A 23,713-nucleotide genomic window follows, 5' to 3' on the forward strand; every position below is an offset into this window, starting at 1 on the left:
TGTGTGATGCCTTCCAGCTTAATTTCTTTATTTGCAATAGTTGCAGTTCATATCCGAGCTGACTCCAGACTGGTAGTGAAATGCGCAATTTTGTAGAATTGCGCTCCTCGCGATTCTCCCCGGTGAATCCGTTGCCTCATTCTTAGCACACTGCGTATTCGACTTCTCCGCCTGTTGCACAAGAGAAACGGGGGATAACCATCTTTGCGGGGCTGACTTCTTTCTGGACAGGACTTTATGCAGGACAACACATTACAACTACGCGATCAAAAATTACCATTTACGCGATATGACTTCGGCTGGGTTTTATTATGCATAGGAATGGCAATTGGTGCCGGAACGGTGCTGATGCCAGTACAAATTGGGCTAAAGGGAATTTGGGTATTTATTACCGCCGCCATTATTGCTTATCCGGCAACCTGGGTAGTGCAGGATATTTATTTAAAGACACTATCTGAAAGTGACTCCTGTAATGACTACACCGATATTATCAGTCATTACCTTGGGAAGAACTGGGGAATATTTCTTGGTGTTATCTACTTTTTGATGATTATCCACGGAATTTTTATCTATTCCCTCTCCGTGGTTTTCGACAGCGCCTCGTACCTGAAAACCTTCGGTTTGACCGATGCCGATCTTTCACAATCCCTACTTTATAAAGTGGCTATTTTCACCGTACTGGTAGCTATCGCGTCAGGTGGAGAAAGGTTATTGTTTAAAATTTCCGGCCCGATGGTGGTGGTCAAAGTGGGCATTATTGTGGTGTTCGGTTTTGCGATGATCCCGCACTGGAATTTCGCCAATATAACCGCGTTCCCGCAAGCCTCCGTCTTCTTCCGCGACGTTCTGCTTACTATTCCTTTTTGCTTCTTTTCTGCGGTATTTATTCAGGTGCTTAACCCGATGAATATTGCCTATCGTAAACGGGAAGCGGATAAAGTACTGGCAACTCGGCTCGCGCTGCGTACCCACCGGATTAGTTATATCACGCTCATCGCGGTGATCCTGTTTTTTGCCTTTTCGTTTACCTTCTCAATTAGCCACGAAGAAGCCGTTTCTGCCTTTGAACAAAATATCTCGGCACTGGCACTGGCGGCGCAGGTGATCCCTGGGCATATCATTCATATCACCTCTACGGTGCTGAATATCTTTGCCGTACTGACCGCATTCTTTGGCATTTACCTCGGTTTCCACGAGGCCATTAAAGGCATTATTCTCAATCTGTTAAGCCGAATTATTGATACCCAGAAAATTAACTCGCACATGCTGACTCTGGCAATTTGCGCTTTTATCGTCATTACGTTGACGATTTGGGTTTCATTTCGCGTATCGGTGCTGGTGTTCTTTCAGATGGGAAGTCCGTTGTATGGCATTGTGTCGTGCCTCATTCCGTTTTTCCTGATCTCTAAAGTCGCACAACTGGAAAAACTTCGCGGGTTTAAAGCCTGGCTGATTCTCTTTTACGGCATTTTGCTGTGCTTGTCGCCACTGTTGAAGTTGATTGAGTAAACCGGAGCGCATGGCCCCGGTTTTGTGAGTTAACGCTGCGGATTTTCATCCTGATCAACAGCAAAACAAGCTACCAGTTGACCGCCGTAGCCTTTTAGCTGCGGCTGCAACTGGGTGCAGGGGCCGAAGCGTCGACGACAGCGGGCGTTGAAGGCGCAACCCGGCGGTGGATTCAGCGGGCTTGGCAGTTCACCGGTGAGTTTGATGCGTTCGCGACGATCGTCCGGGTTCAGGCGCGGCGTCGCGGAGAGCAGCGCCTGAGTGTACGGATGACGCGGGTTATTGAAGATTTGGTCCTTCGTCCCCTTCTCCACGCAGCGCCCCAAGTACATCACCATCACGTCATCAGCGATGTGCTCCACCACCGACAGGTCGTGCGAGATGAAGACATAAGAAAGCCCCAACTCCTGCTGCAAATCCATCATCAGGTTGAGCACCTGCGCACGCACCGAGACATCCAGCGCGGAAACCGGCTCATCGGCAATCACCACGTCCGGGTCGAGCATCAGACCTCGGGCGATGGCGATACGCTGACGTTGACCGCCGGAAAACATGTGCGGATAGCGGTCGTAATGCTCTGTTTTCAGGCCGACTTTCGCCATCATCGACAGGGCTTTTTCCCGACGCTGCTCTTTGCTTAAGCTGGTGTTAATAAGCAGCGGCTCTTCGAGAATTTGCCCAACTTTTTTACGCGGATTCAGCGAACCGTAAGGGTTCTGAAAGACAATCTGGATTTTCTGCCGACGCAGCTTCTGCGCCTGCGGATCGTGCTTAAGCAGATCCTGCCCCTGGTAATACAGCTCGCCGCCGGTGGGCGTTTCAATCATTGTCAGCAACCGACCGAGGGTCGATTTACCGCAGCCAGATTCGCCCACTACTGCCAGCGTTTTGCCACGTTCAAGGTTAAACGAAACACCATCCAGCGCCTTCACCAGACGTTCCGGTGCGAACATACCTTTCTTCACCGGGTAATGTTTTTTCAGGTCAATTGCCTGCAACAATGGTTGTTGCGAGGTGGCCTCTTGCGTACTCATAGTGTGGGCCTCCCGGCATCATCAAGTGGGTAATGGCATTTGGACTGACGCCCGTCAGCGAGCATATTCAGCGCCGGTTCTTCGGCGCGGCATTTGTCAGTCGCGTAGGGGCAGCGCGGATTAAGCAGGCAGCCGTTCGGGCGGTCGTACTTGCCGGGAACCACGCCAGGCAACGACGCCAGACGTTCTTTGTCCTGAGCAAATTCCGGCAGCGCACGCAGCAATACCTGAGTATACGGATGACGCGGCGCACGGAAGATGGCGTGAGCATCGCCCGTTTCCACCACCTGACCTGCATACATCACGATGATTTTATGTGCCGCTTCCGCCACCAGCGCAAGGTCATGGGTGATCAACACCAGCGCCATGTTTTCTTTCTGCTGTAGCTCCAGCAGCAGTTCGATGATTTGCGCCTGAATGGTCACGTCCAGCGCGGTGGTCGGTTCATCCGCAATCAGCAGTTTTGGCCGACAGGCAATTGCCATCGCGATCATTACACGCTGGCTCATACCGCCGGAAAGCTGATGCGGGTAAACATCCAGACGCGACGCCGGATCGGGAATACCGACCTGATTCAGCAAGTCAATTGCCCGCTGACGGCGGGTACTTTTGTTACCGCCCTGATGCACCTTAATCGCTTCCATAATCTGGAAACCCACGGTGTAGCACGGGTTGAGACTGGTCATCGGGTCCTGGAAGATCATCGCTACTTCGGCACCCACCAGATTGCGGCGCTCTTTTTCCGATATACGCTGCAAATCCTGGCCATTAAATTCCAGCTTTTCCGCCATCACGCGGCCCGGATAATCAATCAGCCCCATAATCGCCAGTGAACTGACCGATTTACCCGAACCGGATTCACCCACAATCCCGACCACTTCGCCCTGTTTCACGCTGTAGCTGATGCGGTCTACAGCGCGGAATGGTGCGCTTTCGTCACCGAAATGCACCGATAATTTATCTATATTTAATAACGCCATCTCGAACCTCTTACTGCTTCAGTTTGGGATCGAGCGCGTCACGCAGACCGTCACCCATCAGGTTAAATGCCAGCACCGTCAGCAGGATCGCCAGACCAGGGAAGGTCACGACCCACCAGGCGCTTTGCGCAAACTGCAACACGTCGGAGAGCATGGTGCCCCACTCCGGCGTTGGCGGTTGCGCCCCCATGCCGAGGAAACCAAGAGCAGCCATATCGAGAATGGCGTTAGAGAAACCGAGCGACGCCTGGACAATCAGCGGCGCAAGGCAGTTGGGAAGAATATTGATAAACATCTGCCGCAGCGCCCCGGCTCCCGCCACGCGGGAAGCGGTCACGTAGTCGCGGTTCACTTCCACCAGCACGGCGGCGCGAGTTAAGCGGACATAGTGCGGCAGGGCAACGAAGGTCAGCGCCAGCGCGGCGTTACCAATCGACGGGCCGAAGATAGCCACCAGCACCAGCGCCAGCAGCAGGCTTGGCAGCGCCAGCATGATATCGACCACGCGCATGATGATGTTATCGACCAGGCCGCCGAAGTAGCCGGCGATCAGGCCGAGAATAACGCCCATAATCAGCGATAACACCACCACCAGACAGCCAACCAGCAGCGACAAGCGTGCGCCGTACATCAGGCGCGACATCACATCGCGACCGACGTCATCAGTGCCCAGCAAGTGCGCCATGCTGCCGCCTTCCTGCCAGGCTGGCGGGGCGAGCAGCGCATCGCGGAACTGTTCCGCCGGGTTATAGGGTGCAATCCAGTTGGCAAAGATCGCGATAAACAGCACGATGACGACATAAACCAGTCCGACGACCGCGCCTTTGTTACGTTTAAAATAGTGCCAGAACTCCTGTAAAGGGGTCATCGGCACCGGTGCAGTAATCACTTTATTTTCAGTAACCTGTGACATGATGTTCCCTTACTTCTTATGACGAATACGCGGGTTCACCACGCCGTACAGCAGATCGACCAGCAGGTTGACGAGGATAATCATCGTCGCCACCAGCAATACGCCGCCCTGCACCACTGGATAATCGCGGCGTTGCAGTGCGTCAATCAACCAGCGCCCCAGACCGGGCCACGAGAAGATGGTTTCGGTCAGAATCGCCCCCGCCAGCAGCGTCCCGACCTGTAGGCCAATAACGGTTACCACCGGCAGCATGGCGTTACGCAGCGCATGGACGATAATCACCCGCATCCGGGTCAATCCCTTGGCACGCGCGGTGCGGATGTAATCCTCGCCCAGCACTTCCAGCATCGAGGAGCGCGTCATACGAACGATAACCGCCAGCGGAATTGTGCCCAGCACCATCGCAGGTAAGATCATATGCGCGACGGCGTCGATAAAGTTGCCGTCTTCACCCCAGATGGCGGTGTCGATCAACATAAAACCGGTTAACGGATTGGAATCATCAAGGAACACCATGTCGCTCACGCGACCGGAGACCGGCGTCAGGTTCCAGTGCACCGAAACCAGCATGATCAGCATCATGCCCCACCAGAAGATTGGCATTGAGTAACCGGTCAGTGCCAGACCAACCGCCGTGTGATCGAAAATGGAACCACGTTTAACCGCAGCCAGCACACCAACCGGAATGCCGACTGCCGTAGCAAAAATCATCGCGCAGACGCCAAGTTCCAGCGTGGCCTGGAAGCGCGGCACGAACTCTTCCCAAACCGGGATGCGGCTTTTCATCGAAATGCCTAAATCACCGTGCATAACGCCCCAAATATAGTGGAGGTACTGCTGCCACATCGGTTTATCTAAACCGAGTTCAGCCAGCAGCTGTGCGTGACGCTCTGGGGAGATCCCACGTTCGCCCGCCATGATCATCACCGGATCGCCGGGGATCATGTGGACAAAGGCAAAAGTGAGAAGGGTAATACCGATAAACGTGGGGATGACGAGTCCCAAACGTCGGAGAATAAACTGCAACATAACCCGGATTCTCTATAGTGACCCACAGCCTGGAACTGCGTGTCTGTATTGCTCACAAATCAATTCCTGCCCTTGTCTGACAGGGAATGAAGTATTGCTGCCGGATGGCGCTGCACGCAGAGGCACAGCACCACCGGGTATGGCTTTTAATTATTCAATAGAGACGTTTTCGAAGTGATGTTTGCCTAATGGATCAACCACATAGCCTTTAACTTCTTTGCGTACCGGTTCAAACACGGTGGAGTGTGCGATGATCAGAGCCGGAGCCTGATCGTGCATCACCACCTGTGCTTGTTTGTACAGTTCAACGCGCTTGTTGTGGTCGTCGGTGGCACGCGCCGGTTGAATCAGATCTTCAAACGGTTTGTAGCACCATTTTGAGTAGTTGGAGCCTTGTTCAGAGGCGGCACAGCTGAACAGGGTGGCGAAGAAGTTATCCGGATCCCCGTTGTCGCCAGTCCAGCCCATCATTACCGTCTGATGCTCGCCATCTTTCGCGCGCTTGAGGTACTCACCCCATTCGTAGGTGACGATTTTGGCCTGCACGCCGACTTTCGCCCAGTCCGCCTGAATCATCTCCGCCATGCGGCGAGCATTCGGGTTATATGGACGTTGTACCGGCATCGCCCACAGGTCGATGGAGAAACCTTTTTCCAGACCGGCTTCTTTCAGCAAGGCTTTCGCTTTTTCAGGATCATAGGTGTAATCCTGAACGTCGTCGTTATAGCCCCACATGGTTGGCGGGATCAGGTTTTTCGCTGCTACACCCGCGCCCTGATAAACCGCTTTGATGATCGCGTCTTTGTTCACCGCGTAGGTCAGAGCCTGGCGAACTTTCACATCATCCAGTGGTTTTTTCTGCACGTTATACGAGAGATAACCGACGTTCAGCCCCGGCATTTCCATCAGGTTGATGGATTTATCCTGCTTCATGCGGGCAATATCTGCCGGGTTCGGGTACGGCATCACCTGGCATTCATTTTTCTGCAATTTCGCGTAACGCACGGAAGCGTCAGGAGTAATAGAGAAGACCAGCGTGTCGATCTGCGGTTTAGTGCCCCAGTAGCCATCAAACGCTTTGTAGCGAATACGGGAATCTTTTTGATACTGCTGTAACTGGAACGGGCCGGTGCCGATCGGGTTGAGGTCCAGTTTTTCCGGCGTACCGGCTTTCATCATCGCGTCAGCATATTCTTTTGACAGAATAGAGGCGAAGTCCATTGCCAGGTCAGCGAGGAACGGCGCTTCCGGGCGAGTCAGCACGAACTGAACGGTGTTATCGTCCACCTTTTTCACTTCGCTGATCAACTCCGGCAAGCCCATGCCTTCGAAGTATTCGTAGCTGCCACCAGAGACTTTATGGTATGGGTTTTGCGCGTTTTTCTGACGATCAAACGAGAACACCACGTCATCGGCGTTCAGTTCGCGCGTCGGTTTGAATTCTTTATTGTCATGCCACTTCACACCTTTACGCAGATGGAAGGTATAGGTTTTACCGTCTTCGCTGATTTCCCACTTTTCAGCGAGGCCCGGGATCACTTCGGTGGTGCCGATTTTAAATTCAACCAGGCGGTTATAAAGCGGTACGGAAGAGGCGTCATAGGTGGTGCCGGAGGTAAACAGCTGCGGGTTAAACCCTTCTGGCGAACCTTCTGAGCAATAAACCAGAGTTTTAGCCTGAACACTTGCTGCGACGGTCATAGCCACCAGGCTGAGACCAAGCTTCAGCATCCCTGACTTTTTCAAGGAAATACGCATTATTCTGCTCCAATTGTGATGTTTGTTGTTTTAACCCTTTGCAGTGGGTTGTCGCTGCCTGACCTTTTTTGTTTTTTGCCCGGTCGGGTCAACGTTATGAGGTGGGGATGCCGTACTAATTAACATCAGTGTAACAGTGCGGATCCTCCATAAAATGCCCCTCGTGACCTACAATCTGTCAACAGAATGTGAAAACGTCAATACAGCCAACCGGGATTTACACCAACGGTGAGAATCCACAAACAAAGATTAAAAAAACTTCAAACCGCTATTTGCAGCAGAGAAATTTGTGCTACTCCAACATAACCAGAACAATAACCTTAATATTTAGCAACAATTGGTGATTAAGTTTTATGCATTTAATGAAAAAAATCTGAGGAAAAGGTGGATATCTGAGCGATTAATACCATGAACGCTAAAACGCACAGCGGAAAATGCCAGCGCCAGCCATAAGTAACGCAATAATAGATTTAAGCAAATATAAAAAAAGACAATGGTTTCTGTCACAAATCCGTTAATGGATAGTGAGATATGGGGCGCAAATTTGGCAGGGAAATGTGTGATGTGGGGGGATAAGGCCTTCACGCCGCATCCGACAATGGGCCGGCACATTTGCCTGATGCGACGCTGGCGCGTCTTATCAGGCCTACGTCGAGTCGAACCTCCCTGCCCCCGGAGGTTCTCATCCTCTTCAGACCGCAGAAAGCAAAAAACCAGCCCGTAGGCTGGTTTTTCTAAATTGGTCGGTGATAGAGGATTCGAACCTCCGACCCCTTCGTCCCGAACGAAGTGCGCTACCAGGCTGCGCCAATCACCGAATGCGGGGCGCATCTTACTGCGCAGATACGCCCTCGTCAATCCCTTAATAGCAAAATGCCTTTTGATCGGCGAGAAAGTCAGCAGGCCGTTTAGTTAGCCACAACGGTCTTCGCTTGCGGGATGTGACACCAGTTGTTGTTTTCGTTAATTCCACCATCCGGTGAAGTATAGCCGAGACAGCCCATGATGGTGTCGTACAGCTCTACGTGACGGCGCGGTACTTTCATATCGGCTTCTTTTTTCAACTGCGCGAATGCCTGCGCATTGGCCGGATTTTCCAGATATTTATCTGACATCCAGACCATCATCGGTACGCGGAACTGCTCCGGTGGTGCATATTCGCGTGGTGTACCATGCAAGTGCTCACGCTCGTTAATCGACTCACCGTGATCCGCCGCGTAGAACACAATCGCTTTCTTATCGCGGAATCTGTCGATCACCGAGTCGATAAAATGATCTACGTAGGTAATGGAGTTATCGTATGAGTTAATCATCGGCGCTCTTGGACATTTGCGATCAATTGCATAACACTCTGGCTTCCACTGGGCAAACTCACGTGGATAACGCTGAGTATAGTTGTAGTGCGACCCTTTGGTATGCAGCACAATCAGATGCTTACCTTCTGGTTTTTTCTCCAGAGAACGTTCAATTTCATTAACCAGCAACATGTCATCTACCGCTTTCCCACGGTTACGTGGCTCAGCCGCGATTTGCTCACGGTAGGCAATGTTGTCAGCCATGGTATTGCTGTAGAACCACATCTCGCTCTGCATGGCGTACAAATCAGAGCTAAAACCCAACTGCTTGAGAACCGCAAATACGTTCTGCTCTTTGAGCGTACGTTGAGGGTTATCTTCCGTTCCGCCCTCACGAACAAACATACAGCGTAGTGATAATTTAGTCGCGGTATCGCAAGAATAACCACGGTACATCACCAGATTTTTCTCTTTCGCCAGCTTCGGCGTGGTATCACGCTCGTAACCCAGCATCCCCATATGATCCCAACGCGTGGTTTCACCAATAATGAAAATCACATAGGTGTCGTCGAGATTTTGCGTCGGGGTATAGGTGAATTTTTTCGCCGGATTCATCAACGAACGATTGTCTGAAGATTCATCCACTTGCGCCCAGGCATACAGCCCCAGCGCAGAAAGCCAGTTCGAGGGTAAATAAGAGTTCGCCAGCACCCCGCCATAACTTGGCATATCCACCCCAGCCATGCGGTCTGCACGCTTTTGTGCTACATCCATAAGACGGATTGGGCCCCATACCAGCAAGCCTGCTAACAGCACAGTAAGCGCGCTACGCCAGCGTGTTTTCGGGGTACAGAGCTGACGCCAGAAGGTGTCTTGTGAGCGGTTCATCCAGATAAAGAGCAACGGGATAATACTCACCAGTACAACCCATGCGATAAGTGTCCAGCCAACCACTTCTTTCGACAGGTCGATGTCGGTGGTCATCACCGAAGCGACAATCCCGTAGCCAATCATGACGTTCATAAATGTCATGTAGTAACTGGCTCCGGCAGAAATCAGCACCAGCAATGAAGCCAGCACTTTCCAGGCTGTTCTGCCAAAGAGTGAAATTAAGCGTAAAAAGAAGAAGGTTGCCAGAACCGTCCCTGCCAGTTCGATAACCGCCGAGACACCATTAAGAAAAGTGAAGTTATGCGCGTAACCATCAAACCGACGGAAATAGACTGCGCAATTCATAAACAAACCAATATAGACAGCGAGCAAAAAGCTTAGCTTTTGCTGCGTTATCGTTTTGATATATCTCATGCAAACAAACCCTGGAAAAACAGGTGATAACACCCTGCATAATGGCCTTTCAAGCCAGGCAAGGGAAAAGTGCGAAGGTCGTCAGATAAGGAAAATCTGCACACGCTGATAAGTAGACCACAGCAAAGGGAAAAAGTGTGGGGAAAGAGTGTGCGTGAAGCACAAATTTACAAAAATACAAGTATGAAAGGAGACTTTCATTAATTGAACACTTAAAAGGGCCAGCTAACTGGCCCCGACTTTATCAATGACTCATCCTGAATTGTTTTGATACATTGGCTCATTCACGGTGAAAAATGTGCCACTCTATCTCAGGACGAGACTGAAACCAGTCGCCAAACTTAACCATGCACCTCACGAAACGCTCTGAGTCCTGGTTGGCGAATGGTCGTAGAAAGTGCCAGAGACAGAATCAGCAGGGCGAAAATCACGTAGAAGGTCACATAGAAACCACCAAACAGTGAGGCAATAATCGAGCCGCAAATACTACCAATACCGAAACCGAGATAAATCACACCGTAGTTTTTCGCCAGGTTATTGAGGCCGAAGAACTCACTGACCAGTGACGGGAACACCGTGATTGTACCGCCGAAGTTAAAGGCCACGCAGGCAATCGCTGCGAAGAACGTTAACGCATTGAGTGGAGCGAACAGCAGTGCCGCCATGCCCACCAGCGAAACTACCTGTCCAATGGTGATGACCCGAATACGGGCAATTTTGTCAGACAGAATACCCAACACCAGACGACCAGAAAGGTTAGCAATAGAAATAACTGTCACTGCGTTGGCTGCAGAAATTGCATCAAGATGCGCCAGACTCTGGGCGATATCTTTCGCCACCCCAATTACATACAGACCGCTCATGCAGGCAGTCAGGAACATTACCGCCAGCATCCAGTATTGTGGTTTTCGCATCGACTCTGCCAGAGTGAAATCATTTTCCACCACACCATTATGGGTTTTGACTTCCTGTTTCGGCGCATCTTTCATTAAGGTCGCACCAAAAACAATCATCACCAGCGCAATCGCACCCCAAATTATAAAGGTTTTTTCCAGACCGACCGTTTCCAGCAGTTGCGTGTCGATAAATTTGAACCCCAGGCTACCCAGGCCATAGGAACCAATGGCGAATGCGGAGATCAAACCTTTACGTTCCGGGAACCACTTCACGCAGTTAGAGAGCGTCAGCAAGTAACCCGCTCCATCTGCCAGACCGACCAGCACACCGGCACTCAGCCACAGCATCATCAGGTTGTTGGAATGCGCGGTCAGGAAGAAGCCTAATCCCAGCAAAATACCGGAAGCCATAGTGACGCGTTTAACGCCAAAACGTTCCTGTAACTTTCCCGCGACAGAAGAAGAAATTGCCAGCCCCAGACTCAACAGGCCAAAAGAAAATGCCACCTGGCTTACCGGTGCATCCAGTTTGGCGGAAAGTGCACCGTTAAACAGGCTCCAGGTATAAACCGACCCCAGGGCAAACTGGGTAATAATAGTACCGATAAGCGTCAGCCAGCGCGTACGTTGATAGTTGGAAGGTGTCATGGCAGTGTTCCTGCATTAATAAAAAGGAAAGGTCTCTGCCGACAACCATATCGAAGTGCACTTTATGCCAGGGGAAAAACGGCATGAAATGCCATCAGAACGGAATGAAATGCCTTAGTTCAGGAATGAATGACGTGACAAATATTCACCGCAATAATAATTATGTCAGTTAGTACCCACTATCAGCACAATGATTGTTATACGCGGCCTTGAATTGTAAATGACAAGTTAAAATCTGGCGCTAACGCCCATGCTATACAAATAATCATTATTATTGTTGCTGTTTTCTGCCTGAGATAACGCGGCATAAGCGGCAATATGTGGGTTAAGCAACATATCGGCTCCCACCGTCACATCAAGCCAGTTGCCGTTCTGATTTGTCGCCGTCATGCGGCTCAGGCCTGATTGAGCCTTCCAGATATTCTCGCCAAATTGCTGGTTATAGCTGATTTGCGCCCAGGGACGAAAATCGCCAAGCCGGGAATCAACACGCCAGCCTAATGTGCTGACGCTGGCATGCCATAACGGATCGGTCAACGTTGCAGTGCTGTCGCCAAACTCGTTATACATCGAATTAGTCGTACCATCATAATGCAATGCGGCGACTGGGCCTGTTGTAACATGTTCATATAAATGGAAATTCCAGCCCATACTCATACTGCTGGTCACATCCACAGGCGTATCCTCCGCCAGATTGACTTCCAGTCCCAGCGCCCTTTGGCTACTTTGAATACGTTGCGACAAAATATCATTGTAATCAGGTTGGTGATCGCTATCCCAGGTATAACGCTCCGTAGTATGTCCAGGCTGCGTATCAACGATATATTCTTGTTGCCAGGCATAAGCTGTGTTGAGAAAAAGAGAACTGGTTACAACGCTCGCCAGCAAACTTAACGTCCAGTGGCCACCGCATTTTTTTATGATCATTAACACGACTCCAGGAAAGAGCCGAATTCGGCGATATTATTGTCATTGTATGAAGGATATCGGGCATATTAGCCCTGTATTAAATATTGACTTTTTCACCGATGCGTCAAGAAAAGCAGGTGAAATTTTTACGACCGGGTATATAACGAGGGAAAGTATGGAACGTTGCGGCTGGGTGAGTCAGGATCCACTTTATATTGCCTACCACGATAATGAGTGGGGCGTGCCTGAAACCGACAGTAAAAAACTGTTCGAAATGATCTGCCTTGAAGGACAACAGGCTGGGTTATCCTGGATTACCGTCCTCAAAAAACGTGAAAATTATCGCGCTTGTTTTCATCAGTTTGATCCCGTCAAGGTTGCGGCAATGGAGGAAGACGATATCGAAAGACTGGTACAGGATGCCGGGATTATTCGCCATCGTGGAAAAATCCAGGCCATTATCGGCAATGCGCGCGCTTACCTGCAAATGGAGCAAAACGGCGAACCGTTTGCCGACTTTGTCTGGTCGTTCGTAAACCACCAGCCACAAGTGACACAAGCCAGAACATTGAGCGAAATCCCTACTTCAACGCCCGCCTCCGACGCGCTCTCCAAGGCTCTGAAAAAACGCGGCTTTAAGTTTGTTGGCTCGACGATTTGTTACTCCTTTATGCAGGCATGTGGGCTGGTGAATGATCATGTGGTTAGCTGCTGTTGCCATCCGGAGAACAAAACATGATTCGGGAAGCGCAACGTTCGGAACTGCCCGCGATTCTGGAGTTATGGCTGGAAAGCACAAGCTGGGGACATCCCTTTATAGAAACAAGCTATTGGCGTGACTGCATTCCGCTGGTACGTGATGCATATCTTGCCAACGCGCAAAACTGGGTGTGGGAAGACGATGGTGAATTTCTCGGTTTTGTCAGCATTATGGAGGGACGATTTCTGGCAGCAATGTTCGTTGCACCGAAGGCCATCAGGCGCGGTATCGGTAAGGCGCTGATGCAATATGTACAGCAGCGCCATCCCCATTTGTTGCTGGAGGTTTATCAAAAAAACCAACCGGCGCTAGATTTTTACCATGCGCAGGGGTTTCATATTGTCGACTGCGCATGGCAGGAGGAAACCCAACTCCCTACCTGGATTATGGATTGGCAGGCGGATCAAACGCCGTAAGCGACAGCTTCGGGCCATTATATTTTTCTAGCCACGCCAGCGCCGTGTTACCCGCACAGCCATTCCCCAGCCGCGAGCTGGGAAGGTCTTTAGTTAGCACGTTAACCGCACCATTTTTACAAATGCCGCCAGCAGATAAATCCAGATCTGGCCATGCACCTTCGTGAATACAAATCACGCCTGGCTTAATACCTTCGCTAATGACTGCTCCGGCAAGGATTTGCCCGCGCGAGTTCCACACCCGAACTGTATCGCCATCTTGTATGCCGCGCGCCCGCGCATCCTCTGGGTGAATGGTGACAGGTTCACGATTTGCCACCGCATACAATTCGCGTAGAGAACTGTAATTCAGCTGACTGTGCAGACGATGTGCCGGGTGAGCAGAAAGCACCTGCAACTGTTCCGGTTCGGCATTGCCCTGCCACTCATCCGGCTCCAGCCACGTTGGATGTCCCGGACAATCCCGGTAACCATAATCCGCAATGCGCTGCGAGAATATTTCAATCTTACCGCTGGCGGTTTTTAACGGATGAGCCTGCGGATCGCGGCAGAAATCAGCGAAGCGAATAAACCGCTCACTGTCTGAGTTTTCCGGCATCTCAATTAATTGGTTGGCTTCCCAAAATTCATCAAATGGCGGCAATTGTACCTGCTGACTTGCCCCACGCTGCCGGGCGACGTTATAAAACGTTTCCAGCCATTGCAGCTCACTTTTTCCTTCCGTAAATCGCGCATAACCGCCCTTTTCCCACCGTTCGCTTAATTCAGCAAAAACATCAAAATCATTACGTGCTTCATCACGCGGTGGCACCACTTGTTTCATCGGCACCAGATGCTGATTGCTGTAATCTCCGGTCATAGTGAGATCATTACGCTCAAACGAGGTGGTTGCAGGGAGGACAATATCGGCGTGTTTCGCCGCCGCCGTCCAGAAGCATTCAGATATCACCACCAGCTCTGGTTTTTGCCAGGCGCGGATCAAGCGGTTAGTATCCTGATGATGAGTAAAGTTGGCACCACCCGCCCACCAGATAAAACGAATATCCGGAAAATGTCGGTTCATGCCGTTGTGTTGATATGCGCCACCGGGGTTTTCTAATGCTTCAACGATACGGGCAACGGGGATTTTATCTACTGCATCGGTGCCGCCAGGCAAACTACTCTGCATGGAAGAGAGCACCGCAGCGCGGCGGGTCGGATTGCCGCCATTAGCAAAATGGTAAGAAAGGCCAAAACCGCCACCGGGTGTGCCGATTTGCCCCAACATTGCCGCCAGCGTGACGATCATCCAGTGTTTTTGCTCACCAAACTGCTGGCGCTGCATTCCCCATCCCGCCATCAGCATCGTAGTGTTTTGGTGGAAAATAGCCGCCAGCTCGCGAATTTTCTCCGCTGAAATGCCGCAAATCTCCGCCGCCCATTCGGCGGTTTTCGCTATTCCGTCGTTCTCACCCAGCAAATAAGAAGCGAAGATGTCATAACCCGTGGTGCAACGCGCCAGAAACGCCTCGTCGTGCCAACCATTTTCCACCAGCGTATGGGCGATCCCCAGCATTAGCGCCACATCGGTGCCCATATGTGGCGCTATCCACTCCATTTTATCGCCAAAGAAATCGACGGTTTCCGATCGCATTGGATCAATGCAGATCAGCTTTTTCCCGCTATCACGCAATGCGGAAAAATAAGAAAGTCCCTGCTCATCAGACGCATTCCACGCAATTTTCAGCGTATTTAGAGGGTTAGCACTCCACAGCACCACCACATCGCTATGTTGCAGCACCAGCGGCCAGCTGGTCTGCTGCTGATAGACTTCGCTACCCCCCACGACATACGGCATGATCGCCTGTGCCGCGCCGGTCGAATAATCCCCCAAATGCCCGGTATAACCACCTGCCAGCGCCATATAGCGTTGTAATAAAGTTGACGCTTTATGCAATACACCGTTTGAACGCCAGCCGTAGGAACCAGCAAAAATCGACGCCGGTCCATAAGCATCACGAATACGTTTATGTTGATGGTGGATGAGCTCCAGTGCCTCATCCCAACTCACGCGAACAAATTCATCCTGCCCACGAATGCCTTGCGGGGTTTCTGGAGACGCGAGAAAGCCTTTGCGCACCATTGGAAATCGCACCCGCGTATTGCTGTGAACCTGGTCGCGAACCGCGCTCTGCAAGGAGTTTTCCAGCTCTGTTGCTAACACGCCACGCGAGCTAAACACGGTTTCGCCGTCGGTTTCAACCAGCATGGGTCCCCAGTGGGCGGCAGTAAGAACGGAATAACGTGAGGATGAATTGGCCAAACCGAAGGCTCCTGAAAGGTTAGATGTATTGAGCAGTTAAATATTACTTACAAATTTCCGAGTATTCCCAGGAATAATCTTCATGTTCACACGGCATAATCTCCCGCCACGGCACCCGTGAACAAGAATAAAAAGGTTATTAAGGATTAACAATGAAGAAACGTGTTTATCTTATTGCTGCCGTCGTGAGCGGCGCTCTGGCGGTATCTGGCTGTACAACTAACCCTTACACCGGCGAACGTGAAGCAGGTAAATCTGCTATCGGTGCAGGTCTGGGCTCTCTCGTTGGCGCGGGTATTGGCGCACTCTCTTCTTCGAAGAAAGATCGCGGTAAAGGTGCGCTTATTGGCGCAGCCGCTGGCGCGGCACTGGGCGGCGGCGTTGGTTATTACATGGATGTGCAGGAAGCGAAGCTGCGTGACAAAATGCGCGGCACCGGCGTTAGCGTAACCCGCAGCGGGGACAACATTATCCTTAACATGCCGAACAATGTGACCTTTGACAGCAGCAGCGCAACTCTGAAACCGGCTGGTGCTAACACGCTGACTGGCGTGGCAATGGTGCTGAAAGAGTATCCGAAAACAGCGGTTAACGTGATTGGTTACACCGACAGCACGGGTGGTCACGACCTGAACATGCGTCTCTCCCAGCAGCGTGCGGATTCCGTTGCCAGCGCGTTGATCACCCAGGGCGTGGACGCCAGCCGCATCCGTACTCAGGGTCTTGGCCCGGCTAATCCGATCGCCAGCAACAGCACCGCAGAAGGTAAGGCGCAAAACCGCCGTGTAGAAATCACTTTAAGCCCGCTCTAATCCCTTTCATGCCGGGTGATGCAGAAATCACCTGGCATTCTTCAGTTTTCCTTCATCATATTTCAGGCTAAGGTGATTGCCTTATCAGTGAATGGAGAGAAGAATGAAGCCGTCCGTTATCCTCTACAAAGCCTTACCTGATGATCTACTGCAACGCCTGCAAGAGCATTTCACCGTTCACCAGGTAGCAGACCTCAATCCACAAACCATCGAACAAAACGCGGCGATTTTTGCCGAAGCTGAAGGTTTACTGGGTTCAAACGAGAATGTTGATGCCGCATTGCTGGAAAAGATGCCAAAACTGCGTGCCACATCAACTATCTCCGTCGGCTATGACAATTTCGATGTCGATGCGCTTAACGCTCGAAAAATCCTGCTGATGCATACGCCAACCGTATTAACGGAAACCGTCGCCGATACGCTGATGGCGCTGGTATTATCTACCGCTCGCCGGGTTGTGGAGGTAGCAGAACGCGTAAAAGCAGGCGAATGGACCGCCAATATCGGCCCGGACTGGTACGGCATTGATGTTCACCATAAAACACTGGGCATTGTCGGGATGGGACGGATCGGCATGGCGCTGGCACAGCGCGCGCATTTTGGCTTCAACATGCCAATTCTCTATAACGCTCGCCGCCACCATAAAGAAGCAGAAGAACGCTTTAACGCCCGCTACTGCGATCTGGATACGCTGTTACAAGAATCAGATTTCGTTTGCCTGATCCTGCCGCTAACTGAAGAAACTTATCACCTGTTTGGCGCGGAACAATTCGCCAAAATGAAATCCTCCGCTATTTTCATTAATGCAGGGCGTGGGCCGGTAGTTGACGAAAATGCGCTGATTGCAGCGTTGCAGAAAGGGGAAATTCACGCCGCTGGTCTGGATGTCTTCGAACAAGAGCCATTGCCAGTAGATTCGCCGTTGCTCTCAATGGCAAATGTCGTTGCAGTACCGCATATTGGTTCAGCCACTTATGAGACGCGTTATGGCATGGCTGCCTGTGCTGTGGATAATTTGATTAATGCGTTGCAGGGGAAGGTTGAGAAGAACTGTGTGAATCCGCACGTCGCGGACTAAGCCGCGACTGCGTGGAGAAAAGCCCGATAACCGCTCGGGCTTTTACTCTTTATTGGGTTGCAGTAACTGCCGTAGTCCAGGCCTGATTAAACGCCTGATGCTGTGCCGGTAATGGCGCAATCAGTTTGTTATATTCACTCGCCTGCTGTGAAGTCGGGAACTGGATGCCATTCGCGACAAAGCTCACCTGAGTACCTTGTTGAGCGATGTAGTCCCCCACCATCACCAGTTGCTGCGTGAACGTTTGAGCCGCCGGAATCAGCGGTTGCAACGCATCAGCTGGGGTCGTCACTACTTTAGTGAATGCCTGATCAAAGACCGGTTTCAGGTCATCGGTCTGTTTTAGCGCAGAGTGTGCGGCATCGGCCTGCAACTTCGCATTTTGCAATTGTTGCGCCAGTACGCCCAGAGATCCGTTCATTTCACGCAGTGGACCACTTTGCGTGACGTAATCCTGTGGTACGCGAATCGCGTTAACGCTGTCTACAACCGGACGCAGACCGGAATCCATCGCCTGATTAACCTGTTGGGAATAGCCATACAGGATCGCGTAATCAGAGACAAAAGGACCAAACTGTTTTTTCTGATCGGCAGTCAGGGTTGGTAGACGTTCACCGCTACGCATCACTGTATTCTGCAGGAAGTCGATAAACGCTTTACGCTGATCGCCTTCTTTATCAAAACACCCACTCAGGCTAACTACCATTAATAACGCCGCAAGAGGCGCAAACCAGCGAGAGCAGGACTTTCCTGTCGCCATTTTCTTACTCCTTTCACCCAAAAAAAGCGCACAACGACACACGCGTGTCTGACGCTGACAAGGATAGTCCAGGACAGGCTTACAGGATACCCTTTATGCATAATCTTCCTGGGAAAATGATGTAGAAAATGAAGAAGAGTTAATTTGTTGTTTTATTGTTAAAAACAGGCATTATTATTGCGTTTTTGTGGCCAGCCTCTCCCTCCTCTTGGTAGGCCAGATTTTCGGAATCTTTACAATCCCAGGACGCAACGAAATATATCGGCATTAATCATATTGTTAGGTGACTATAAGTCACGGCAACTTAGCAGCTGAATCGAATCATACTTAAATCACTCACGGGTTTCTCCCCGCTGTGTCTGCTTTTCCCGACTATTCTTAATGAGCTTCGATGAAATTCACGATCCCGCAGTGTGATTTGAGGAGTTTTCAATGGAATATAAAGATCCAATGCATGAGCTGTTGAGTAGCCTGGAACAAATTGTTTTTAAAGATGAAACGCAAAAGATTACCCTGACGCACAGAACAACGCCTTGTACCGAAATTGAGCAATTACGTAAAGGGACAGGGTTAAAAATTGATGATTTCGCCCGAGTTTTGGGCGTATCAGTAGCCATGGTGAAAGAATGGGAGTCCAGACGCGTAAAGCCTTCCAGTGCCGAACTAAAATTGATGCGCCTGATCCAGGCCAACCCAGCATTAAGTAAACAGTTGATGGAATAGACTTTTATCCACTGTATTGATGTTTACGGTCCTGATGACAGGACCGTTTTCCGACCAATTAATCATAAATATGGAAAATAATTGTTGCATCACCATTCAATGCGTGGCTTAATACACATCAACGGTTTGACGTACAGACCATTAAAGCAGTGTAGTAAGGCAAGTCCCTTCAAGAGTTATCGTTGATACCCCTCGTAGTGCACATTCCTTTAACGCTTCAAAATCTGTAAAGCACGCCATATCGCCGAAAGGCACACTTAATTATTAAAGGTAATACACTATGTCCGGTAAAATGACTGGTATCGTAAAATGGTTCAACGCTGACAAAGGCTTCGGCTTCATCACTCCTGACGATGGCTCTAAAGACGTGTTCGTACACTTCTCTGCTATCCAGAACGATGGTTACAAATCTCTGGACGAAGGTCAGAAAGTGTCCTTCACCATCGAAAGCGGCGCTAAAGGCCCGGCAGCTGGTAACGTAACCAGCCTGTAATCTCTGCTTAAAAGCACAGAATCTAAGATCCCTGCCAATTGGCGGGGATTTTTTTATTTGAAAAAACGCTTTAAATGTAGAGAAGAGCAGTCGCAGGAGCAATCCAGATCTGGCACAGGAATATTCGGACAAAAGTCCGGCATGTGGCAATCACGACAGACCGCACCATCACAGCCGGTACAATCACAATCATTATTCTTCTTTTTACGTATACTCTCACCCAGGCGTTGTTTCTGCCTGATTGTCTGTGCTGCAAGTCGGCAATCTGCAAAACGCTGACGTATCTCGCTCCACCCAGCAAGAACACCTTTCTGTTGAATAATATTTTTGACGGCACCAGAACATCCCTGCGTTTGGTACAACACACTGTAAGCACAGCGATATCCTTTACGAGGAGAAAGATGTCGTTGATAAAACATTATCAATAGTAAAAGCAGCTTATTCATGAATACTCCGAGCCATTCCTGTTCCCGATGTAAAAACTGATCTAATAGCCAAATCCATTCGCTTTTATTTTAAATAACATTCATTAAACAGATAAATTTGGGTGCAATGAGAATGCGCAACGCCGTAAGAAAGGCGGGAATAATTTCCCGCCAGAGACTCTTACTTTTTCAAATTGCAGGCTAAAAATGCCGCCAGCTCATAACTCCCCTGTTTAATATGCAATTCACACAGTGAATCTCTTATCATCCAGGTGAATAATAAAAGCGTGAAACAAATCACTATTAAAGAAAGTAATCTATATTTCTGCGGCATTCCCAGCCTCCTGTGTTGATTTCCAACGAGTAAGAGGCTAACCTTATGGTGTCTATGCATAGAGGGGCCTCACTTTGATTTATAGTCAGGTGGGGCTTTTCTCTGTCTGCCTTTTGGTGAATACCTGAGACAAACAGTCTCAAGCACCCAGACTTATTTTAGCGTAATAACTCTTTTCCTCTCCTTAATAAATTCCGAAAAAAAATCTCATGAAATTAATATATGAGATAATTTTTATTCAGCAGAAGATTATTACAGGTAGCTGTATTATTTAGTGATAAAAAAAGTCTGCCATCTGGCAGACTTTTTAATAAAGGAGTTATTACTGCAGTAAAGAAATATCCGCAACGCGCAGGAATAATTCGCGCAGTTTTTCCAGCATGGTCAGGCGGTTGATACGCAGATCTTTATCATCAACCATAACCATTACTTTATCGAAGAAGGCATCAACCGGTTCACGCAGCTCAGCCAGCTCGACCAACGCATCCTGGTAACGACCTTCAGCGAAGTACGGCTCCAGCTTGTCGCGCAATACGACCACCTGCATCGCCAGTTTAATTTCTTCCGGCTCTTTCAGGGTGGAGGCATTCACGCGATCGCTCAGCACTTCGTCTGATTTCGCCAGAATGTTAGATACACGCTTGTTCGCCGCCGCCAGTGCTGCCGCTGCTTCCAGGGTACGGAAGTGCGATACTGCTTTCATACGCGCATCGAAATCAGCCGGACGAGTCGGACGACGCGCCAGTACCGCCTGGATGGTGTCGACGGTGTAACCTTCGTCCTGATACCAGGCGCGGAAGCGACCGAGCATAAAGTCGATAACGTCATCAACCACATTGGCGTTAGTCAGCTTATCACCGTACAAGCGCACCGCTTCTTCGGTCAGCGTTTGCAGATCAAGATTGAGGTTCTTCTCAACGATAATACGCAGCACGCCCAGCGCCGCACGACGCAGCGCAAACGGGTCTTTATCACCTTTCGGATGCTGACCAATACCGAAGATGCCCGCCAGGGTATCCATCTTGTCAGCAATCGCCAGCGCACAGGCTACCGGGTTAGACGGCAGGGAATCACCAGCAAAGCGCGGTTGATACTGCTCGTTCAGCGCCACCGCGACATCTTCCGCTTCACCATCATGACGCGCGTAGTGCATACCCATAACGCCCTGGGTGTCGGTGAACTCAAAGACCATGTTGGTCATCAGGTCACACTTGGACAGCAGCCCCGCACGAGTTGCGTGGTTAACGTCAGCGTCAATCTGTTCAGCGATCCAGCCAGCCAGAGCCTGAATGCGGTCAGTTTTATCGCGCAGTGTCCCCAACTGTTGCTGGAACAGTACGGTTTGCAGGCGCGGCAGGTTATCTTCCAGACGTTTTTTACGGTCGGTGTTGAAGAAGAACTCGGCATCCGCCAGACGCGGACGAACGACTTTCTCGTTACCGGAAATGATCTGCTGCGGATCTTTCGACTCAATGTTGGCAACGAAGATAAAGTTCGGCAGCAGTTTGCCGTCATTCGCATACACCGGGAAGTATTTCTGGTCACCTTTCATGGTATAAACCAGTGCTTCAGACGGTACAGCGAGGAATTTTTCTTCGAATTTCGCGGTCAGAACAACCGGCCATTCAACCAGCGAAGCCACTTCTTCCAGCAGGCTTTCGCTTAAGTCAGCATTACCACCAATCTTACGCGCCGCTTCTTCAGCATCGGCTTTAATCTTCGCTTTACGCTCTTCGTAATCGGCAATGACTTTACCGCGCTCACGCAGAATTTCCGGATACTGATCGGCATTGTCGATGGTAATTTCCGGCTCACCCATAAAGCGATGTCCGCGAATTACGCGATCGGACTGAATACCCAGAATAGTTGCCGGAATGACTTTATCGCCCAGCAGCAAAGTTACGGTGTGCACCGGACGCACAAAGTGCACGTCAGACGCGCCCCAGCGCATCAGTTTCGGGATCGGTAGTTTCGCCAGCGAAGTGGCTACCATGTTCGGTACAAGCACCTCGGTGCTTTCGCCCTTCACGTGAGCGCGATACAGCAACCATTCACCTTTGTCAGTAGTCAGACGCTCGGCCTGGTCAACGGAGATCCCGCAGCCACGCGCCCAGCCTTCTGCTGCTTTACTCGGTTTGCCTTCGGCGTCGAAAGCCTGGGCAATCGCCGGGCCGCGTTTTTCGATTTCACGATCCGGTTGCGCTTCCGCCAGGTTAGCTACTTTCAGCGCCAGACGACGCGGAGCAGCAAACCATTGAACGGTGCCATGAGCGAGGCCAGCGTTATCCAGCTCCGCAGTAAAGTTCGCAGCAAAGGACTCAGCCAGGCTGCGCAGTGCTTTTGGTGGCAGCTCTTCAGTGCCGATTTCCACCAGAAAAGTTTTCTCAGACATAGCCGCCTCTTACTTATCTTTGTTGCACATCGGGAAGCCGAGGGCTTCACGGGAAGCGTAGTATGCTTCTGCCACTGCTTTGGTCAGGGTGCGAATGCGCAAAATATAACGCTGACGCTCGGTGACGGAGATGGCTTTACGCGCATCCAGCAGGTTGAAGCTGTGGGCGGCTTTCAGAATACGCTCGTAGGCAGGCAGCGGCAGCGGATTTTCCAGTGCCAGTAGCTGCTGCGCTTCTTTCTCGTACTGCTCGAAGCAGGTGAACAGGAAGTCCACGTCCGCGTATTCGAAGTTATAAGTGGACTGCTCCACTTCGTTCTGATGGAACACGTCGCCATAAGTGGTTTTACCCAGCGGGCCGTCGCTCCAGACCAGGTCGTAAACGCTGTCTACGCCCTGAATGTACATCGCCAGACGTTCCAGACCATAGGTGATCTCGCCGGTAACCGGTTTACACTCCAGACCACCAACCTGCTGGAAGTAAGTGAACTGAGTCACTTCCATGCCGTTCAGCCACACTTCCCAGCCCAGACCCCAGGCACCCAGCGTCGGGTTTTCCCAGTTATCTTCCACGAAACGAATATCGTGGATAGTCGGATCCATGCCCAGCTCTTTCAGAGAACCGAGGTACAGCTCCTGGATATTGTCCGGCGATGGCTTAATCACCACCTGGAACTGATAGTAATGCTGTAAGCGGTTGGGGTTTTCGCCGTAGCGACCATCGGTCGGGCGACGAGAAGGCTGGACATAAGCAGCCGCCATCGGTTCTGGCCCCAGCGCGCGCAGACAGGTCATTGGGTGAGAGGTTCCCGCGCCGACTTCCATGTCCAATGGTTGAACAATGGTGCAGCCCTGGCGAGCCCAGTAATCCTGTAAGGTCAGGATCAAGCCCTGGAAGGTCCTGGTATCAAACTTTTGCATATTATTTCGTGCTGGATACGT

General features: G+C 50.7%; 22 protein-coding genes and 1 tRNA gene. 8 read left to right on the plus strand and 15 right to left on the minus strand.

The window, feature by feature from the left end; genetic code table 11:
* Window positions 1–237: 237 nt before the first annotated feature.
* On the plus strand, window positions 238–1,509 hold the full coding sequence (locus tag A7589_RS17745; protein ID WP_001153785.1) for an SLC5/6 family protein: 1,272 nt from the start codon (window positions 238–240) through the stop codon (window positions 1,507–1,509).
* Window positions 1,510–1,538: 29 nt separating this feature from the next.
* Here A7589_RS17745 and dppF read toward each other — a convergent pair whose 3' ends face one another.
* From dppF to A7589_RS17800, 9 genes are all read right to left on the minus strand, one after another.
* Window positions 1,539–2,543, minus strand: coding sequence for a dipeptide ABC transporter ATP-binding subunit DppF (gene dppF, locus A7589_RS17750; RefSeq protein WP_000107034.1), 1,005 nt, complete (start codon window positions 2,541–2,543; stop codon window positions 1,539–1,541).
* Complete coding sequence (gene dppD, locus A7589_RS17755) at window positions 2,540–3,523, minus strand: dipeptide ABC transporter ATP-binding protein (RefSeq protein ID WP_108188942.1); 984 nt, start codon at window positions 3,521–3,523, stop codon at window positions 2,540–2,542. The genes dppF and dppD overlap by 4 nt, the downstream gene beginning before the upstream one ends.
* Before the next feature lie 10 nt (window positions 3,524–3,533).
* Window positions 3,534–4,436 carry a dipeptide ABC transporter permease DppC gene (gene dppC, locus A7589_RS17760; protein ID WP_000084683.1) on the minus strand — a complete coding sequence of 301 codons (903 nt, stop codon included), beginning with the start codon at window positions 4,434–4,436 and terminating at the stop codon, window positions 3,534–3,536.
* A gap of 9 nt (window positions 4,437–4,445) precedes the next feature.
* Window positions 4,446–5,465, minus strand: coding sequence for a dipeptide ABC transporter permease DppB (gene dppB, locus A7589_RS17765; protein ID WP_000938857.1), 1,020 nt, complete (start codon window positions 5,463–5,465; stop codon window positions 4,446–4,448).
* Between the two features lie 150 nt (window positions 5,466–5,615).
* Window positions 5,616–7,223, minus strand: a complete 1,608-nt coding sequence (gene dppA, locus A7589_RS17775; RefSeq protein WP_001222867.1) for a dipeptide ABC transporter substrate-binding protein DppA — start codon at window positions 7,221–7,223, stop codon at window positions 5,616–5,618.
* A gap of 740 nt (window positions 7,224–7,963) precedes the next feature.
* Window positions 7,964–8,040: transfer RNA gene (locus A7589_RS17780), tRNA-Pro, on the minus strand.
* A gap of 91 nt (window positions 8,041–8,131) precedes the next feature.
* Window positions 8,132–9,823 (minus strand): kdo(2)-lipid A phosphoethanolamine 7''-transferase, encoded by a 1,692-nt coding sequence (gene eptB / locus A7589_RS17785; protein ID WP_001269272.1) that lies wholly within the window; start codon window positions 9,821–9,823, stop codon window positions 8,132–8,134.
* A 341-nt stretch (window positions 9,824–10,164) separates the two neighbouring features.
* Window positions 10,165–11,367 (minus strand): L-lactate MFS transporter, encoded by a 1,203-nt coding sequence (locus A7589_RS17790; RefSeq protein ID WP_000189032.1) that lies wholly within the window; start codon window positions 11,365–11,367, stop codon window positions 10,165–10,167.
* Window positions 11,368–11,595: 228 nt separating this feature from the next.
* Entirely contained in the window at window positions 11,596–12,294 is a 699-nt protein-coding gene (locus A7589_RS17800; RefSeq protein ID WP_000584408.1) for an autotransporter outer membrane beta-barrel domain-containing protein, read from the minus strand.
* 157 nt (window positions 12,295–12,451) lie between these two features.
* On the opposite strand from A7589_RS17800, the gene tag reads away from it, so the two are divergent.
* Window positions 12,452–13,015, plus strand: a complete 564-nt coding sequence (gene tag / locus A7589_RS17805; RefSeq protein ID WP_016160034.1) for a DNA-3-methyladenine glycosylase I — start codon at window positions 12,452–12,454, stop codon at window positions 13,013–13,015.
* Window positions 13,012–13,452: an N-acetyltransferase gene (locus A7589_RS17810; RefSeq protein ID WP_000617463.1), complete on the plus strand. Its 441-nt coding sequence runs from the start codon at window positions 13,012–13,014 to the stop codon at window positions 13,450–13,452. Before tag ends, A7589_RS17810 begins: the two co-directional genes overlap by 4 nt.
* On the opposite strand, the gene bisC is transcribed toward A7589_RS17810, so the two are convergent.
* Window positions 13,421–15,754 carry a biotin sulfoxide reductase gene (gene bisC, locus A7589_RS17815; protein WP_010355970.1) on the minus strand — a complete coding sequence of 778 codons (2,334 nt, stop codon included), beginning with the start codon at window positions 15,752–15,754 and terminating at the stop codon, window positions 13,421–13,423. The genes A7589_RS17810 and bisC overlap by 32 nt on opposite strands.
* 152 nt (window positions 15,755–15,906) lie before the next feature.
* Here bisC and A7589_RS17820 point away from each other — a divergent pair, with 152 nt between their 5' ends.
* Both A7589_RS17820 and ghrB read left to right on the plus strand, forming a co-directional pair.
* The gene (locus A7589_RS17820) at window positions 15,907–16,566 is read left to right on the plus strand and encodes an OmpA family lipoprotein (protein ID WP_000747625.1); all 660 of its coding nucleotides are present in this window, start codon (window positions 15,907–15,909) and stop codon (window positions 16,564–16,566) included.
* A 103-nt stretch (window positions 16,567–16,669) separates the two neighbouring features.
* A complete protein-coding gene (ghrB, locus tag A7589_RS17825; protein ID WP_000805000.1) occupies window positions 16,670–17,644 on the plus strand; it encodes a glyoxylate/hydroxypyruvate reductase GhrB in 975 nt (324 codons plus the stop codon).
* A 49-nt stretch (window positions 17,645–17,693) separates the two neighbouring features.
* Here the strand turns inward: ghrB and A7589_RS17830 are convergent, their stop codons facing one another.
* The gene (locus A7589_RS17830; RefSeq protein ID WP_000190517.1) at window positions 17,694–18,404 is read right to left on the minus strand and encodes a DUF3053 domain-containing protein; all 711 of its coding nucleotides are present in this window, start codon (window positions 18,402–18,404) and stop codon (window positions 17,694–17,696) included.
* A 432-nt stretch (window positions 18,405–18,836) separates the two neighbouring features.
* On the opposite strand from A7589_RS17830, the gene A7589_RS17835 reads away from it, so the two are divergent.
* Entirely contained in the window at window positions 18,837–19,127 is a 291-nt protein-coding gene (locus A7589_RS17835; RefSeq protein WP_010344962.1) for an HTH-type transcriptional regulator, read from the plus strand.
* A 280-nt stretch (window positions 19,128–19,407) separates the two neighbouring features.
* A complete protein-coding gene (gene cspE / locus A7589_RS17840) occupies window positions 19,408–19,620 on the plus strand; it encodes a transcription antiterminator/RNA stability regulator CspE (RefSeq protein WP_000014594.1) in 213 nt (70 codons plus the stop codon).
* Window positions 19,621–19,673: 53 nt separating this feature from the next.
* Here the strand turns inward: cspE and yidD are convergent, their stop codons facing one another.
* A complete protein-coding gene (yidD, locus tag A7589_RS17845) occupies window positions 19,674–20,066 on the minus strand; it encodes a membrane protein insertion efficiency factor YidD (protein WP_016160038.1) in 393 nt (130 codons plus the stop codon).
* A gap of 112 nt (window positions 20,067–20,178) precedes the next feature.
* On the opposite strand from yidD, the gene A7589_RS23345 reads away from it, so the two are divergent.
* A complete protein-coding gene (locus A7589_RS23345; RefSeq protein ID WP_212735822.1) occupies window positions 20,179–20,250 on the plus strand; it encodes a hypothetical protein in 72 nt (23 codons plus the stop codon).
* On the opposite strand, the gene hokA is transcribed toward A7589_RS23345, so the two are convergent.
* The 3 genes from hokA to glyQ form a co-directional block, all read right to left on the minus strand.
* A complete protein-coding gene (gene hokA / locus A7589_RS17850) occupies window positions 20,227–20,379 on the minus strand; it encodes a type I toxin-antitoxin system toxin HokA (protein WP_001135745.1) in 153 nt (50 codons plus the stop codon). The two genes, A7589_RS23345 and hokA, sit on opposite strands and share 24 nt — an antisense overlap.
* Before the next feature lie 322 nt (window positions 20,380–20,701).
* The gene (gene glyS / locus A7589_RS17855) at window positions 20,702–22,771 is read right to left on the minus strand and encodes a glycine--tRNA ligase subunit beta (RefSeq protein WP_001291757.1); all 2,070 of its coding nucleotides are present in this window, start codon (window positions 22,769–22,771) and stop codon (window positions 20,702–20,704) included.
* A gap of 9 nt (window positions 22,772–22,780) precedes the next feature.
* Window positions 22,781–23,692, minus strand: a complete 912-nt coding sequence (gene glyQ / locus A7589_RS17860) for a glycine--tRNA ligase subunit alpha (RefSeq protein ID WP_001168544.1) — start codon at window positions 23,690–23,692, stop codon at window positions 22,781–22,783.
* Window positions 23,693–23,713 lie beyond the last annotated feature (21 nt).

It is taken from the genome of Escherichia sp. MOD1-EC6475 (assembly GCF_003046645.1).
Taxonomy (GTDB): Bacteria; Pseudomonadota; Gammaproteobacteria; order Enterobacterales; family Enterobacteriaceae; genus Escherichia; species Escherichia ruysiae.